The organism is Actinoplanes sp. NPDC019969 (assembly GCF_055562375.1).
In genome coordinates, this window is the sequence record NZ_JBVHFK010000003.1 from 210,443 (window position 1) to 225,456 (window position 15,014).

Annotated in this window: 14 protein-coding genes, 1 tRNA gene and 1 pseudogene; 7 read left to right on the forward strand and 9 right to left on the reverse strand. The window is 71.1% G+C overall.

The genetic code is table 11. The features are described from left to right. Positions 1 to 8: 8 nt before the first annotated feature. The 7 genes and pseudogenes from ACZ3II_RS11130 to ACZ3II_RS11160 all read right to left on the reverse strand — a co-directional run. A pseudogene (locus tag ACZ3II_RS11130) lies at positions 9 to 62 on the reverse strand (hypothetical protein); the annotation flags it as partial. A 65-nt stretch (positions 63 to 127) separates the two neighbouring features. Beyond that, on the reverse strand, positions 128 to 601 hold the full coding sequence (locus tag ACZ3II_RS11135) for a carboxymuconolactone decarboxylase family protein (RefSeq protein ID WP_465517465.1): 474 nt from the start codon (positions 599 to 601) through the stop codon (positions 128 to 130). 287 nt (positions 602 to 888) lie between these two features. Further along, the gene (locus tag ACZ3II_RS11140; protein WP_465517466.1) at positions 889 to 1,680 is read right to left on the reverse strand and encodes a hypothetical protein; all 792 of its coding nucleotides are present in this window, start codon (positions 1,678 to 1,680) and stop codon (positions 889 to 891) included. Continuing rightward, positions 1,677 to 2,306: an RNA polymerase sigma factor gene (locus ACZ3II_RS11145; RefSeq protein ID WP_465517467.1), complete on the reverse strand. Its 630-nt coding sequence runs from the start codon at positions 2,304 to 2,306 to the stop codon at positions 1,677 to 1,679. The genes ACZ3II_RS11140 and ACZ3II_RS11145 overlap by 4 nt, the downstream gene beginning before the upstream one ends. Before the next feature lie 57 nt (positions 2,307 to 2,363). After that, positions 2,364 to 3,623, reverse strand: a complete 1,260-nt coding sequence (locus tag ACZ3II_RS11150; RefSeq protein WP_465517468.1) for a polyamine ABC transporter substrate-binding protein — start codon at positions 3,621 to 3,623, stop codon at positions 2,364 to 2,366. 181 nt (positions 3,624 to 3,804) lie between these two features. Then, positions 3,805 to 5,397, reverse strand: coding sequence for a xylulokinase (locus ACZ3II_RS11155; RefSeq protein WP_465517469.1), 1,593 nt, complete (start codon positions 5,395 to 5,397; stop codon positions 3,805 to 3,807). Then, complete coding sequence (locus tag ACZ3II_RS11160) at positions 5,397 to 7,610, reverse strand: aminotransferase class III-fold pyridoxal phosphate-dependent enzyme (RefSeq protein WP_465517470.1); 2,214 nt, start codon at positions 7,608 to 7,610, stop codon at positions 5,397 to 5,399. Before ACZ3II_RS11160 ends, ACZ3II_RS11155 begins: the two co-directional genes overlap by 1 nt. A 96-nt stretch (positions 7,611 to 7,706) precedes the next feature. Here ACZ3II_RS11160 and ACZ3II_RS11165 point away from each other — a divergent pair, with 96 nt between their 5' ends. Further along, entirely contained in the window at positions 7,707 to 8,852 is a 1,146-nt protein-coding gene (locus ACZ3II_RS11165) for a PucR family transcriptional regulator (protein ID WP_465517471.1), read from the forward strand. A gap of 176 nt (positions 8,853 to 9,028) precedes the next feature. Here ACZ3II_RS11165 and ACZ3II_RS11170 read toward each other — a convergent pair whose 3' ends face one another. After that, entirely contained in the window at positions 9,029 to 9,340 is a 312-nt protein-coding gene (locus tag ACZ3II_RS11170) for a hypothetical protein (RefSeq protein WP_465517472.1), read from the reverse strand. A gap of 129 nt (positions 9,341 to 9,469) precedes the next feature. On the opposite strand from ACZ3II_RS11170, the gene ACZ3II_RS11175 reads away from it, so the two are divergent. From ACZ3II_RS11175 to ACZ3II_RS11190, 4 genes are all read left to right on the forward strand, one after another. Further along, entirely contained in the window at positions 9,470 to 10,153 is a 684-nt protein-coding gene (locus ACZ3II_RS11175; RefSeq protein ID WP_465517473.1) for a TetR family transcriptional regulator, read from the forward strand. Between the two features lie 2 nt (positions 10,154 to 10,155). After that, entirely contained in the window at positions 10,156 to 11,556 is a 1,401-nt protein-coding gene (locus tag ACZ3II_RS11180; RefSeq protein ID WP_465517474.1) for a patatin-like phospholipase family protein, read from the forward strand. Beyond that, the gene (locus ACZ3II_RS11185; RefSeq protein ID WP_465517475.1) at positions 11,553 to 13,142 is read left to right on the forward strand and encodes an acyl-CoA dehydrogenase family protein; all 1,590 of its coding nucleotides are present in this window, start codon (positions 11,553 to 11,555) and stop codon (positions 13,140 to 13,142) included. The genes ACZ3II_RS11180 and ACZ3II_RS11185 overlap by 4 nt, the downstream gene beginning before the upstream one ends. Positions 13,143 to 13,225: 83 nt before the next feature. Further along, the gene (locus ACZ3II_RS11190) at positions 13,226 to 13,555 is read left to right on the forward strand and encodes a hydrogenase maturation nickel metallochaperone HypA (protein WP_465517476.1); all 330 of its coding nucleotides are present in this window, start codon (positions 13,226 to 13,228) and stop codon (positions 13,553 to 13,555) included. Here ACZ3II_RS11190 and ACZ3II_RS11195 read toward each other — a convergent pair. Continuing rightward, positions 13,460 to 14,194 (reverse strand): DUF4386 domain-containing protein, encoded by a 735-nt coding sequence (locus ACZ3II_RS11195; protein ID WP_465517477.1) that lies wholly within the window; start codon positions 14,192 to 14,194, stop codon positions 13,460 to 13,462. The two genes, ACZ3II_RS11190 and ACZ3II_RS11195, sit on opposite strands and share 96 nt — an antisense overlap. Before the next feature lie 45 nt (positions 14,195 to 14,239). Between ACZ3II_RS11195 and ACZ3II_RS11200 the strand changes: the two genes are divergently transcribed. Together ACZ3II_RS11200 and ACZ3II_RS11205 are read left to right on the forward strand one after the other, a co-directional pair. Beyond that, positions 14,240 to 14,884, forward strand: a complete 645-nt coding sequence (locus ACZ3II_RS11200; protein WP_465517478.1) for a TetR/AcrR family transcriptional regulator C-terminal domain-containing protein — start codon at positions 14,240 to 14,242, stop codon at positions 14,882 to 14,884. 38 nt (positions 14,885 to 14,922) lie between these two features. Further along, positions 14,923 to 14,995: transfer RNA gene (locus tag ACZ3II_RS11205), tRNA-OTHER, on the forward strand. The last annotated feature ends 19 nt before the right edge of the window (positions 14,996 to 15,014 follow it).

The window sequence follows — 15,014 nt, forward strand, 5'->3', positions numbered from 1 at the left end:
CGGACCAGGCCCGGCATCGCGTCCTGCACGATGTCCTCGGCGTCGCCGACGGAACCGGGCATGCCGTACGTGATGGAGAACAGCAGCGGCCGGAAGTCGCCCGCCGCCGTCTCGTCGTCGGTCGAGGTCACGCGAATTGACCCGGCTGGTACCGCCCGGCGGGCTGCTGGGTGATCACGTTCAGCCGGTTGAAGGCGTTGATCGTCGCGATCGTCGCCACCAGGCCGAACAGCTGATTCTCGTCGTAGTGCTTCGCGGCGGCCGCCCACACGTCGTCGGGGACGCCGCCGGCGCCGTCCGCGATCCGGGTGCCGTGCTCGGCCAGGGCGAGCGCGGCCCGCTCGGCGTCGGTGAAGACCGTCGCCTCCCGCCAGGCCGCGACCAGGTGCAGGCGCTGCGCGGTCTCGCCGGCGGCCGCGGCGTCCCTGGCGTGCATGTCGACGCAGAACCCGCAGCCGTTGATCTGGCTGACCCGCAGCAGCACCAGCTCACGGGTCGCATCCGGCAGGCCCGCGTCCTGGGCGGCTTTCCCGGCCGCGGTGAAATGCTGGAGGATCCGGGAAGCGTTCGGGTTGCCGAGTAGGTCGAGGCGAGCTTGCATGTCCGACTCCTTTGCCGTTGTACGTTGCTCGCCCTCTTTGACAGGACAACCCTCGGCCCTGTGACGTCACGCCGCTGAGATCTGCTTCACATCCTCTTCTCGTTTCACCGGTGGGTACATGATGCGGCCGTGTGCCCGGACGGTCTTCACGATCCGCTCCTGCGGGCGTGCGGCAGGGAAGGTGAGGGGTTCGAAGCGAGGCATGGCGGCATAGGTCGGCACCGCGGGCGGCGACTTCAGGAATCCTGCCGGTGAATAAGTCGATCGGCCGGGTGGCTGTGGAGAAGTCAGCGCGGACGGGTCGGCCGGGCGTCGGCGATGATGGTGCCGTTGCGCAGGATGATGTCGTATTCGAGGATCACGCGAGGCTCCGAGCTGCCCTTCCGGTTCGGGGTGAACGCCGGGCCCGGCCACCAGACGACGTACTGGCCGTCCTCGACCGTCGCCTGCGCGGTGAAGTTCCCGGCCCGGACGGTCACCCCGGCCACCTCGTCGCCGACCGCGCCCTCGGTCACCGAGGCGTCGATGAAGTCCGCGATGGCGCCCTGGGTGAAACGGCCGCCGGTGACCGTCCGTGCCGCGCTGGAGCTGCTGGCCGCCGCGGCCCGGATGTCGTCGACCTCGTCGCTGCCGGGGACGTTGTGGACCAGGCAGCTTCCGGCCATGTCCGGGTTCGTGCTGCGGAGCAGCATCATGACGTAGTCGCCACGCCGTTCGGCGAGAGCCACGGTGGTATCGCGGAAGAGGGAACTGCCCAGGTCGTCGCGGCATTCCGGGCCGATCAGGGCGATCTCGGCCGCGGTCAGCGGGGTGGGCGCGGGAGTCCACGAGGCGTACGCCCGGCCTCCTCCGTCGCCGGGGAGGACGGCGAACGCGCCACCGGCGGCAGCCACCGCGGCGGCCGCGGCGATCAGCGGCATCCGCCGCCTCGGGCGGCGCGGGACCGGCGCCGGGCCGGTGACGGCGGGATCGGACTCGAGAATCCAGTCCAGGGTGACGGTGGCGGTACGGTGCTGGTCGGCGGTGAGCGGCGGGGCGGCGTCCATGGTCCGCAGAACCGCGGCGAAGTCGGTGGTCACGACCGGGTCTCCATCCGGTTGGCGGGGTCGAGTCCGAGCCCGGTGGTCCCGGGCGCCGGGTCGGGGGAACGGTCGGTCTTGTCGAGTCCCAGGCCGGCCAGGCCGATGGCCTCGGCTGCCGGTTGCAGGGCGCGGCGCAGGGCGCGGCGGGCCCGGAGAAGACGCAGACGGTACGAGGTTGCGGTCACGCCCAGCACCCGCGCCGCCTGCGCCGAGGTCAGTTCCTCGAAGACCGTGAGGGCCAGGGTCTCCTGCTCGGCGGCGGTCAGCCGGCGCCACGCGGCGGCCAGGTCGATCCGGGAGACCGCCGCGTCGTCCTCGGGATGCCCGGCCGCGGCCGGTGGCGCCAGCTCGGTGATCCGGACCGCGAGCGCGTCCTGCCGGCCGATGCCGCGGCGGGTGTTGAGCAGGCAGTTGCGGGCGATTCCGAACAGCCAGGCCCGGGCGTCGCCGAGGTCGGCCGGGGCGGTGTCGAGGCGGCGCCAGGCGACCAGGAACGCGTCGGCGGCGACGTCCTCGGCGTGGCTGGGATGCACCCGGCGCTGCGCGAACCGCAGCACGTCGGGGTAGGTGTCGGTGAAGAGCGCCCGGAAGCGCGTCTCTCGGTCCGGCTTGATTGTCCTCACATCCGGTACGTGTCCACCACCCCGCCCGCTGTTTCCCGGCGGCAGGCGCCCATCGGATCAGCTCAGCACGATCGGTTCGAAGAGACGGTTGAAGTCGCGCTGCTCCTCGGCGGTGTCGAACCCGACGTAGTAGTGCAGTCTCCTGTAGTCGTCGTCGCTGGGGAAGACCAGCGGGCTGGCGGCGACGGCCAGCATCTCGTCGCGCATGTCGGCGGAGAGGTGGGCGGCGTCCTTGCGGATCTGGGCCCGGGCGGCGGGGACCGGGCAGACGTAGTTGATGTACTCGGCGAGCGACGCGGCGTTCTCGACCTCGTAGAAGAAGTCGATGAGCATCAGGGCGTCGACCGGGTTCGCGGCGGTGACCGGGATGGCGAAGTTGTCGGTCCAGATCGTTCCGCCCTCTTTCGGGATCACGAACTTGAGGTTCGTACCCTCGGAAAGGTTTTTCTGGAAGATGTCGCCGGACCAGGCCTGGGAGATCCAGATCTCGCCCTTGCCGAGGGCGTCCAGGTAGTCCTGTTCGTAGTAGTTGCGGACGATGCCGGCGTCCTTCTGCCGCCGGAGCCGGGCGGCGGCCTTCTTCCAGTCGGCCTCGCCGGAGGCGCCGGGGACGATGCCTTCGGCGAGCAGGCCGAAGTTCGCCAGCTCGGTCGGGTCGGACATCATGCCGACCTTGCCCTTGAACGCCGGGTCCCACAGGTCGTCGAGGCTGGTGATCGAGCGCTTGATCTTGGCGGGGTCGTAGGCGATGCCGGTGATGCCGGACGCCCACGGGACGCTGAACACGTTCGCCGGGTCGAAGGACTCCTGGGCGTACTTCGGGGCCGCGTTCTTGGCGAAGTTCGGCAGGCGGGTGTGGTCCAGCGGGGCGAGGAAGCCGGCCGCCCGGAACTGGCCGAACTGGATCCCGTTGGTGATCACCATGAGGTCGAAGCCGATCGGCTGCTTCGCCGACAGCTGCGGCTGCACCTTGGCGAACCAGGGGCCCATCTCCTGGATGACCTCCTGGTAGTTCACCTGGATGCCGGTCCGCTTGGTGAACTTCGCCAGCTCGGGCTTGGACGGGTCCATGTACAGCGGCCAGTTCGCGAAGTCGGCCCGGCCGTTCTTGACCTTGCCGTCCCAGAAGGTGGCGATCGTGGAGGCCGCGGGCGCGTCCGGCCCACCCGTCCCCTCGACGCCGCACGCGGCCAGCGTCGCCCCGAGCGCGGACAGGCCACCGATCCGGAGGGCGTCGCGGCGGCCGAGACGGCGCTGCGAGAGCCCGCGGAGCAGGGACGGGTCGGTGGCGGGGCGGGGGAGGATCCGGTCGATCATGATCTTCAAAGCTAGGCGCTTTCGTACGGATTACCGATCGGTAACCAAGCCATCCCGCACTGCCCGCCCGCCGCCGGACAGCGGCAACCGGCCGATCCTCCCCGCCCTTTCGGATGAGGCGACTTCCGGTGTGTGGAGTTCGGGCGCACATGGCGGCCGAACTCCACACACCAGAAGGGGCTCAGGGGGTGGGGCGGTTCAGGCGGCGGTAGACCGGAGCCAGGCGTTTGTGCAGGTCCTGGTAGATGTCGTAGATCTCCAGGTAACGGTCGTGGTCGGCGCCCGGGGTGTAGACGTGATCGTTGCGGGCCAGCGCCGGGATGTCGGCGAACGAGATCATCCCCGCGCCGACCGCGCCGATCCAGCCGGCGCCGCGGGCGTTGACGGTGACCGGGTTGGCGTCGCGGCGGATCTCGATGCCGAGGACGTCGGCGAAGATCTGGCACCACGACGCCGAGCGGGCCGCGCCGCCGGTGATCACCATCGACGGGACCGGCGCGCCGAGGAATCTGTCGACGGCCTTGGTCAGCCACCGGGTGTTCAGCGCGACGCCCTCGAAGACGGCCCGGAGCAGGTCGGACCGGGTGGTGTCGAGGGAGATGTTGAGGAAGGCGGCCCGCAGGTGGGGGTCGTCCACGGGGGCGCGTTCCCCGTACAGCCAAGGGGTGTAGAGGACGCCGTTGGCGCCCGCCGGGACCGAAGGGATGATCTTGTCGAAGGCGTCGAAGATGGTGCCCTCGTCCCGGCTGACGTGGCCGGCGCTGACGATGGGGTCGTCGTACTCCACGATCTTGTCGCGCAGCCACGTCAGGTTCGCCCCGGCGGTGGCCTGCAGCGCGGTCATCAGGTACCGGTCGGGGATCGCGCACGGGATGGACGCGATGCCGGTCAGCACGTCGGTCTTCTTCTTCGGCACGTGCGCGGCGATCCACGACGAGGTGCCGAGGTAGAGGTGGGCCTCGTTGTCGGCGATGGTGCCGGCGCCGATCGCGGCGGCGGTGTTGTCGATGGCGCCCGCGACCACCTGGACCGACGGGGGAAGACCGAGGTGATCGGCTGCCTGGGGGGCTAGGGTGCCGATCACCTCGGTACATCTCACGATCGGCGGGAACTTGTCCCGCTCGATCCCGCTGGCCGCGACCAGCGACGGCGCGTACCGGATCGCGCCGGCGCGGCGGTTGTCGGTGACCCACGAGGTGAGGATCGAGTCGACGGTCGCCACCGTGCGGCCGGTCAGTTTGAGGTTGATCCAGTCGAGGACGTTCAGAAATGTTCGAGTTTTATCGTAAATTTCCGGCATTTCGTCGCGGATCAGCAGCATGTGCGCGGCCGGATCCTTGCCGGTCACCGACGGCATGCCGCCGGTGAGCCGTAGCCAGCGCGCGATCTTCGTAACGGACATGCCCTGGTAGGCCGGGAAACCCCCGAACTGCCGCCGGAGGTGGACCGCCCCGCGCATGTCCAGCCAGCTGATGCACCGGGTCAACGGCGCACCCGCCGCGTCCACCGCGATCGTGCCCTCGCCCTGCGTGGACGAGCAGATCGTGGTCACCGCGCGCAGGTGATCGGGGAAGAGCCGGCCGAGGTCGGCGACGACCTCGGCGAGCGCGTCCCACCAGGCGACCGGGTCCTGCTCGGCGCCGCCGCCGGGCAGCACGACCAGCGGGACCGGGCGTTCGGCCCAGCCGGTCACCGTGCCGTCGGCCGCCACCAGCGCGGCCTTCATGCCCGACGTGCCGAGGTCGATCGCCAGCACCTGCGGCGGTATCGCCATCAGACCCCCTCGACCTGCGCGAAGACCTGGTCGAAACGGGCCAGCGCGTCGTCGATGACCTCGTCGGTGTCGGCCATCGACGTGTACATCCGGGAGCCGGCGAGCGTGATGATGCCGTGCGCGGCGTACGCGGCGCCCATCTGCTCCATCAGCTTCTTGCGGCCCTTGTTCTCCTTGAACAGCTTGACCGGGTTGCGCATGTCGAGCATCAGCACGCCGCTGGACTGCAGGTGCACGATCGAGCCCTGGTTGTACGCGACGTAGGGCAGCCCGTACTTGTCGATCAGGCGCTGCAGGCCGCGGGTCAGCCGGTCACCGGCCCGGCCGGCGATCACCGGGGCGTTCGTACGGGCCATCTCCTGGATCGCGTAGTAACCGGCGGCGCAGGACAGCGGGTTCGCCGACAGGGTGCCGCCGACCTGGATGTGCGCGCCGTGCTTGCCGTCCAGCCCGGAGCCGAACACCGCCATGATCTCCGCGCTGCCACCGACCCCGCCGGCCATCGGGTAGCCGCCGGAGACGGCCTTGCCGAAGACGGTCAGGTCGGGGGTGACGCCGAAGTAGCCGGCGGCGCCGCCCAGGCCGATCCGGAAACCGGTCACCACCTCGTCGAAGATCAGCAGCGCGCCGAACTCGTCGCACAGCTTGCGGACGCCGGCGTTGAAGTCCTTCGGCACCGGGCGAGTGCCGGACTCCGGGCCGAGCGGCTCGACGATGACGGCGGCGGTGCCGCCGCGGGCGCGGTTCTCGATGAGCTTGCGCTTGAGGGTGCCCAAGTCGTGCGGGAACGACTCGCGGGTCCGGCCGGTGGCGCCGAACGGGATGCCCTTCGCGTTCATCCGGAAGCTGCCGGGGACGCGGAGCCCGTACACCACGGTGTCGGACCAGCCGTGATAGGCGCCGCCGACCTTGATCACCATCTTCTTGCCGGTGTGGGCGCGGGCCGCGCGCACCGCCGCCATGACCGCCTCGGTGCCGGAGCCGAGCGACCGGTACATCTCGATGTGCGGCATGTACTTGTTGATGATCTCGGCGAGCTTCAGCTCGTACTCGTGGAAGAGGCCGGTGACCGGGCCGGACTCCCTGATCACCGCCGCGACCTTCTCGTTGACCGGGGCGTAGTTGCTGCCCAGGATCGTCGGGCCGCCGGCCTGCAGGAAGTCGATGTAGACGTTGCCGTCGCGGTCGGTCAGGTAGGCGCCCTCGGCCTTGTCGATCGCGAGCGGGAACGGGTAGTTGAAGGCCAGGTTGTGCTGGACGCCGCCCGGAATCCGCAGTTTCGCCCGGTCGGTGATCTCCTTGGACGCGCGGCACTTCGTGTCGAAGTAGTTCAGCGTGTCCAGCAGGGCGTCGTGACGCAGCCCGCGCAACGGCTGGGCGACCAGGGCCTTGAGCCGGCGCATGGTGTCGTCCACGTCGAGATACTCGCTGATCGAGTAGCCCAGGTCTTCCTTTTCGGGAATGTCGGAAACCGTCGGGACGCTGGGAAGCTCTTCCTCCTCCGGCACACGGATCGGCTCGACGGCCGAGGTGATCTGCGCGGCGATCCGCTTCTCGTCCTTGCGCAGCTTGCTGAACGCGATCTCGCGGATCGTGTCCGGAATCTTGTAGACCTTGCCGGCCTCGGTCGCCAGGGCCATCAGGTAGGCGATCGACACCTTCTCCAGCAGCGCCATGTTGAACACCGCCCGGTCCGGGTCGGTACCCAGTGCCACCACGCCGTGGTTGGCGATGATGAACGCGTTGTCGCCGCTCGCCACCTTCTTCTGCACGTTCTTCGCGAGGAAGCCGGTACCGGACGGCGCGTAGGCGATGATCGCGACCTGCTTGCCGAGGAACCGGACCTGCTCGTCGGTGAGCGCCGGAATCGGCTTGCGCAGGAAGGCGAGAGCGGACGCGTACGGCTGGTGGGTGTGCACGATCGCGTTGACGTCCGGTCGCTCGCGGTAGACGTTGGCGTGCATCCCGCACTCGATCGACGGGACCAGGCCACCGGCGCCGTCCGGATCGGGCACGTGCTTGCCGTCGAAGTCGACGATGCAGATGTCCTCGACCCGCATCTTGTCGTAGTCGTAGTTGCTCGGCGTCACCGCGTAGAGCCGGTGGCCGGGAACGCGGACCGAGACGTTGCCCTCGGTCGCCTTCAAATAGCCGCGTTCGAGCATCGTCCGGCACATGTCGACGACGTGCTGGCGGGAGAGGCGGTGTTTCATCAGGCGGATCCGTCCGTGAGCGAGAGGTCTTACCCGCACCATCGTCGTCCCGGGGCGCGGACGAAGCATCGTCCGGGAAACAGTAAGAATTGGCCCGTGACTTATCCCCGCGTGACAAAGGTGCCGTGGCTGCACGTCCCCGCCGATCTCGCCGACGCCATGCGGCCCCGGCTGCCCGACGCGGTGCCCGCCATCGCCGGGGCGGTCGCCGCCGTGTCCACCGGCGCCGGCGAGAAGTTCGAGCGCGACGTGCGTACCGCCGTGCAGGTGGCTCTCGAACGCTTCCTCGAACTCGCCGGCACCGACGAGCCGGCCCTGCCCCCGCGCATCCGCGAGGTCTTCGTGGCTCTCGGCGCCGCCGAGGCCCGGGAGAACCGCGGGCCGGAGACCCTGCTCGCGTCGTTGCGCATCGCCGGCCGTCTGCTGCTGCGCACCGCCACCCTGGCCCTGGAGGAACGGCGGCCGGTCGGTGTCGCCGAGGTGGTGGAGCTGTCCGACGCGACCAGCGCGTTCATCGACGAACTGGCCGCCGCCTGCACCGACGGGCTCGCCCAGCAGCTGCGCGAACAGGCCGGCGAAGGCGACCGGCGCCGGGGCCGGCTCGCCGACCTGCTGCTGCGCGGCGGCAGCTCGGCCGAGGTGATCCGCGAGGTCGCGGCCGGGATCGGCTGGCCGGCGATGGACCAGATCGTGCCGGTGCTGCTGCCGGCCGACCAGGCACGCGACGCCCGGTTCCGGTTCTCCGCGGACGGCATCGTCGCCGAACGCGGCCGGGACGCGGTGCTGCTGCTGCGCGCGGGCGCCCGGCCGGCCCTCGAGGAGGCGCTGCGGGACCGGGGCGCGGTGGTCGGCCCGGCGTCACACTGGACCGAGGTGCCGCAGGGCGTCCGCCTGGCCGAGCGCACCGCCGAACTGGTCACTCCCGGCGCGTCCCCGGTCTTCGTCGAGGACCATTTCGCGGCGCTGGCGTTACGCGGCGAACCGGGCGCGCTCGCGGTGCTCACGGCCCGCCGCCTCGCGCCCCTGGCGGGCCTGCGGGCGAGCCGGCGGGAGGCCTTTCTGGTCACCCTTTCCAGCTGGTTGCGGCACTGGGGTTCGCGTACGTCCGTGGCCGCCGAGTTGTTCGTCCACCCGCAAACCGTCAGTTACCGCCTCAACCGCCTCCGCGAACTCCTCGGCGACGACCTCGACGACCCGCGCGCCCGCTTCGAGCTGCAGCTCGTCCTCGCCTACCGCACCTGAGGCAGCGGTTCGGTGTGTGGAGTTGGGGTGCGGATGACGGCCGAACTCCACACGCTGGGTTGCGGCGGTTCGGTGTGTGGAGTTGGGGTGCGTGGGGCGGCCGAAGTTCACACGCTGGGTTGCGGCGGTTCGGTGTGTGGAGTTGGGGTGCGTGGGGCGGCCGAACTTCACACGTGTCAGTGGTCGCAGCTCTCCGGGTCCAGGTTCAGCGGGAAGGTGGGGCCGGGGGTGTCGGGGCGCCAGCCGCGGGTGCGGGCCTGGCGGATCAGGGTGGCGACCAGGGCCGGAACCGCGGGTGGGGTGGCGGTGCCCATCCACTCGGTGGGGCGGGTGCCCGGGGTGGTGGCGATCAGGATGGTGCCGCGGCGGTCGGCGCGTTCGATCGCGAAGGAGAGTGGACCCTGGTGGGCGGGGCGGCGGCGGACCCGCCAGCGGTAGACGACGCCGTCAACGGTGATCAGCCTGGTGCGCTTCTTCGCCGGAGTCATGGATCTTCTTCATGCCCGGTCCGGAGCGAGATCAACCGATGTGACGGCGAACCCGGTTGTGGCGGGGGATTGAACCGTGGTTCACTTCTTCCCTTGAGTTGAACTCGGATTCAGAGTTTGGGGTCCCGGATGCCATATCGGCCAACCGCGTTGACCAGGAAGAACGCGGAGGACAAGCGGGACCGTTTCCTGCGTGCCGCGCGGGCGCTGGTGGCCGCGGACGGGTTCCGGGCGGCGACCGTCGCGGCGATCGCGGCGCGCTGCCAGGCCAGCGTCGGCTCGGTGTATTCGTATTTCGACAGCCGGGACCTGCTGCTGGCCGAGGTGTTCCGCAGCGCGGCGAGCCACGAGATCGACCTGGTCCGGGCGGCGGTGGTCGACGCGCGGCTGCAGGCGTCGCAGCGGCTCGGCGAGCTGATCCGGATCTTCACCGGGCGGGCGCTGCACGGGCGGCGGATGGCGTGGGCGCTGCTGTTCGAGCCGGTCAGCCCGGTGGTGGAGGCGGAGCGGCTGGAATACCGGCGGTTCTACACCGACGTCGGCGAGCTGATCATCGCGGACGGGCTGGCGGCCGGGACGTTCGTGCCGCAGGATGCCCGGCTCGCGTCGTCGGCGGTGATGGGGGCGGTGTCCGAGGCGCTGGTCGGGTGGATCCGGCCGGACAGCCCGGAGCCGTCGCCGGAGGAGCAGCGACGCGTCGTGGACGGCATTCAGGGTTTCTGCTTCCGCGCATTGGGCGTGCGCGACCTCGCCGCCTCTGTCCCGGGTGGGGGCGCGACGAGCGTACGAGAAAACTTCGGAGGAGAGCCGTGAGCGTGACGCCCACCTTGGCCACCGCACAGCGGTTTCTGGCCGATCAGAATGTGAGCCGGATGTTCGGCACCCGGCTCGTCGCGTTCGGCGCGGACAGCGCCGTGGTCGAGCTGGACATCCGGGCGGAGATCGCCGATCAGCACGGGGCCGTGCACGGCGGGATCATGGCGTACGCGGCGGACACCGCCCTGGAGTTCGCCGCCGGCGCGGCGCTCGGGCCGGACGTGGTGACCTCCGGGCTGACCATCGACTACATCGCGCCCGCCGTCGGGCGCACGCTACGGGCCAGCGGTGTGGTGATGCGGGCGTCGGGGCGGCGTGCGGCCTGCCGCTGTGAGCTGCACGCGATCACCGAGGACGGGACCGAGACGCTGGTCGCGGTGGCGCAGGGCACCATCGTGGCGCCGGAGACGACGGGCGAGCAGACCCCGGCGCAGGAGCGCAAGGAGGAACGCGCGACCCGCACGGCGGCGGTCCGGCTCGGGCGCATCGGCACGCCGACCGTGCAGCAGGTGCTCACCGCGCGGCGGCGCACCGGCGACAACGACGACGGCGCCACCGTCGCCCTGGTCATCGAGGGTGGCGGCATGCGCGGCATCGTGAGCGCGGCGATGGCCGCCGTCCTCGAGGAGGAGGGGCTGCTCGACTCGGTCGACATGATCGTCGGCACGTCGGCGGGCGCGGTCAACGCCGCCGCCCTGGCCGTCGGGGCGGCCGGCGCGATGGCCGAGTCGTACGCCGAGGTGTTCGCCTCGCCCGAGTTCATCGACGTGCGGCGGCTCGCCCGGGGCCGGCCGGTGATCGACGGCGAGCGGATCGTCGGCCATGTCGACCACCTGCTCGACATCGGCTCAGCGGCCGGCACCGACTGGGCCGGGCGCCTGGCCATGGTGGCGACCGACGTGGCGACCGGGCGGGCCGAGGCGCTCACCGACTTCCGTGACCGCGACGACCTGATCAACTGCCTGCACGCGTCCGGGCTGCTGCCGCTGCTGGCCGGCGACCCGGTGGTGTGGCGCGACCGGCGCTGGCTGGACGGCGGGATCGTCGAGGCGGTGCCGGTGGTCACGGCGGCGGCGCGCGGCGCGACGCACGCGATCGTGCTGGCGACGCGGCCGGCGGGGACGCAACCGGCGTACGGGGCGGCCGATGTGGTGGTCGAGCGGTATCTGCGCCGGCTGAACCCGGAGCTGGCGGCGGCGTACCGGGGCCGCCCGCACCGCTACCGGGAGACGTTGCAGCAGGTCCGGGACGGGTGGTCGCACGGCATGAGCACCGTCGCGCTGACCCCCGGCCTGCGCGATCCGCTGCCGTCGCGGCTGGAACGGGATCAGGTCGCGTTGCGGGCCGCCCGGCGGGCCGCCGGTGACGTCGCGCGTTCTCTGCTGCGGGAGCTGCGATGACCCACGAGGTGGTCAACCAGGCGCCGCCCCGGGTGGACCTCAACGAGTACCTGATCAACCCGGCGCTGGTCGAGGCGGTCATGCGGTACGGCGGCGCCCGGCCGCACCTGGCCGACGTCGGTGAGCTGGTGGGCCGGGCGGATTTCCAGCGGGACGCGGAACTCGCCGACACGCATCCGCCGGTCTTCGCCTCGCATGATCGCTGGGGCGACCGGGTCGACGAGGTCGAGTTCCATCCGGCGTACCACCGGGTCATCGGGGCGGCGATCGAGCACGGCGCACACACCAGCTGCTGGTCCTCTCCCGAGCCCGGCGCGCACGTCGCACGGGCCGCCACGTTCATGTTGTTCGCGCAGGTGGAGGCCGGTCACGCCTGCCCGGTGAGCATGACCCACGCGGTGGTGCCATCGCTGCGGTTCACGCCCGAGCTGGCCGGCGAGTGGCTGCCGCGGGTGTATTCGCGGGTCTACGACCCGGCGCTTGCGGCGCCCAAGGCATCCGCCCTCGTCGGCATGGCGATGACCGAGAAACAGGGCGGTTCGGACGTACGGGCCAACACCACCCGCGCAATCGATGCCGGCGACGGGACGTGGCGGCTGACCGGGCACAAGTGGTTCTGCTCGGCCCCGCAGTCGGACGCGTTCCTGGTGCTCGCGCAGGCTCCGGGCGGGCTGTCCTGTTTCCTGGTGCCGCGGGTGCTGCCGGACGGTGCGCGCAACGTGTTCCGGATCCAGCGGCTCAAGGACAAGCTCGGCAACAGGTCCAACGCCTCCTCCGAGATCGAACTCGACGGTACGGCAGGCTGGCTGCTCGGCGAGGAGGGCCGTGGCGTTCGGACGATCATCGAGATGGTCGCGCAGACCCGTCTCGACTGCGTGCTCGGCAGCGCGGCCGGGATGCGCCAGTCGGTGGCCGAGGCGGCGTGGCACGTCCGGCACCGCAGCGCGTTCGGGGCGACGCTGATCGACCAGCCGGCGATGACAGCGGTGATCGCCGACCTGCAACTGGAGGCGGAGGCGGCGACCTGGCTGGGGTTGCGGCTGGCCGCGGCGTACGACGACGACGGCGCCGAGTCGGTCGCCTTCCGCCGGCTGGCCACCGCCGTCGGCAAGTACTGGGTGTGCAAACGCGGCCCGAACCACGCGTACGAGGCCCTGGAATGTCTCGGCGGCAACGGGTACACGGAGAGTTTCCCGCTCGCCCGCCGTTACCGGGAACAACCGGTGATGGCGGTGTGGGAGGGCTCCGGCAACGTGATCGCCCTGGACGTGCTCCGCGCCATGTCCCGCGAGCCCGACTCGGTCCAGGCCGTCGACGCCGAGATCGCGTCCGCGCTCGGGGTGTACCCCGCGTTCGACGCGCACGTCGCCGCCACCCGTGGGCTGATCGGGTCGGCGACCGCCGGTTCGGCCCGCCGGGTGGTCGAGGCGCTCGCGCTGGCCCTGCAGGCCGCCGTCCTGATCAAGGAGGCGCCGTCCGCCGTGGCCGACGGTTTCGTGGCCGCGCGGCTGGGCGCCGGCCGCGGCCTGGAGTACGGCGCGCTCGACCCGGGGCTGCCGCTGGCCGCGATCGTGGCACGTGCCTGAATGTGCCCCATGGTGTGACGGCGGTAACAGCGGCCTCCCGCGCGTGTGAGACTTCAGTGTCACTCGATGCGGGAGAGTCGCTGATGCATGAGCTGGCGATAGCCGAGAACCTCGTCGACACCGTGTGCACCCGGGCCGCCGGCCGCCCGGTCCGGCGGGTCACCGTCCGGATCGGGGCGCTCACCGCGGTGGTGCCCGACGACATGCGCTTCTGCTTCGACCTGGCGGCCATGGGGACGGCGGCACACGGCGCCGCCCTCGACCTGGACCTGCGCCCGGCCATGGTGTTCTGCCGGGTCTGCAAGGCCGACCAGCGGTTACCGGACCGGATTCCGCTCTGCCCCTGCGGGAGCGCCGACGTCACCGTCACCACCGGCCGGGAGCTGCACGTCGTCTCCGTCGAGACCGGCTGACACCGGCGTGGCAGGCCGTGGGGCGCGGCGGACCCCGACGGTCAGCAGGTAGCCGATGATCCAGAACTCGCCGACGGTCGCGAGGTAGGTGAACGGCGCGAAACCGGTGAACGCGTTCAGCACGTAACCGGCGCCGCTCGCCACCAGGATCCAGCCGAGGACCGGGGGCATGAGGCGGGTGCGCAGGATCGCCGTGCCCATCGGAACGAGCCAGAGGCCGAAGAAGACCGCGCCCACCGCCCACAGCTTGCCACTGATCAAGAACAGCAGCTGTACGGTCGAGGCCGCGTCCCCGAAGGGGTCGCCGGCGACGGCGACCGCGGTGGCCAGCATCGCGGCGCTGGCCAGGATCAGCGCCGCGTTGATCAGGCCACCCGCGCCGATCCCGGCGGCGCCGACCGGATCGCCGGCGCGGAACAGCCGGTAGAACCAGGCGGCCGTGAGCGCCTGCGTGACCACGATGAGCAGCTCGAAGACGACCAGCGCGGTGGCCAGCCGGGGCTGGCCGGTGAGGTTGGCGAGGGTGGCGGCGGGGTCACCGTCGGCGAACAGCCGCGGCCGGGTGACGAGGAACCCCAGCATGCCGGAGACGGCGAGCCCCAGATAGAGGAGCCCGGTGATGCGGGCGGTGCGGATCATGTGTCCTCCTGCGACGTGGCTACCTTACTCTGTAAGGTAAGCGGCGTGCGCAAGGCAGACAGGGAACCGCTGAGCCGGGAGCGGGTGCTCGCCGCCGCCGTGACGATCGCCGACGCCGACGGCCTCGTCGCGCTCACGATGCGCCGCCTCGGCGCCGAGCTGGGTGTCGAGGCGATGTCGCTCTACTACCATCTGCGTGGCAAGGACGCCCTGCTCGACGGGCTGGTGGAGACCCTGACCGAGGAGATCCTCGAGGCGGTCGGGCAGGTCGGCGAGGAGCACTGGAAAGCCCGCCTGCGGCAGTGGTTCCTGGCCGCCCGCGACGTCATGGAACGCCACCGGTGGGCCCCCGGCCTGCTGGCCTCCCGGCACACCGTGCCGTTCGGGGTCTACTCCTACTACGACCGGATCGTCGGCGTCATGACCGGGGCCGGATTCTCCCAGCGCCTCGCGCACCGGGCCCTGCACGCCTTCGGCAGCATGCCGCTCGGCTTCGTGCAGGAGATCTTCACCCCGGCGGCGGGGCAGGAGGACGGCGACGACCTCGCCGGCATGGCCGAGCAGCTGCCACACCTGGTGGCCATGGTCGCCGGCGAGGCGCACGACGCCGAGCTCGGCTGGTGCGACAGCCGGGCCGAGTTCGAGTTCACTCTCGACCTGCTGCTCGACGGGCTCGACCGGGCGCGGTGAGAAAGTCGTCGGTGGGGTCCCGTAAGCTCCGGCGCGGCGGAGTCGTAGCGCAGAGGTCGTCGCGCCTTGGCATCGAGCAGGAGGACGCCGGTTCGAATCCGGTCGGCTTCGCCCCTTTCTGTAGCGTTCG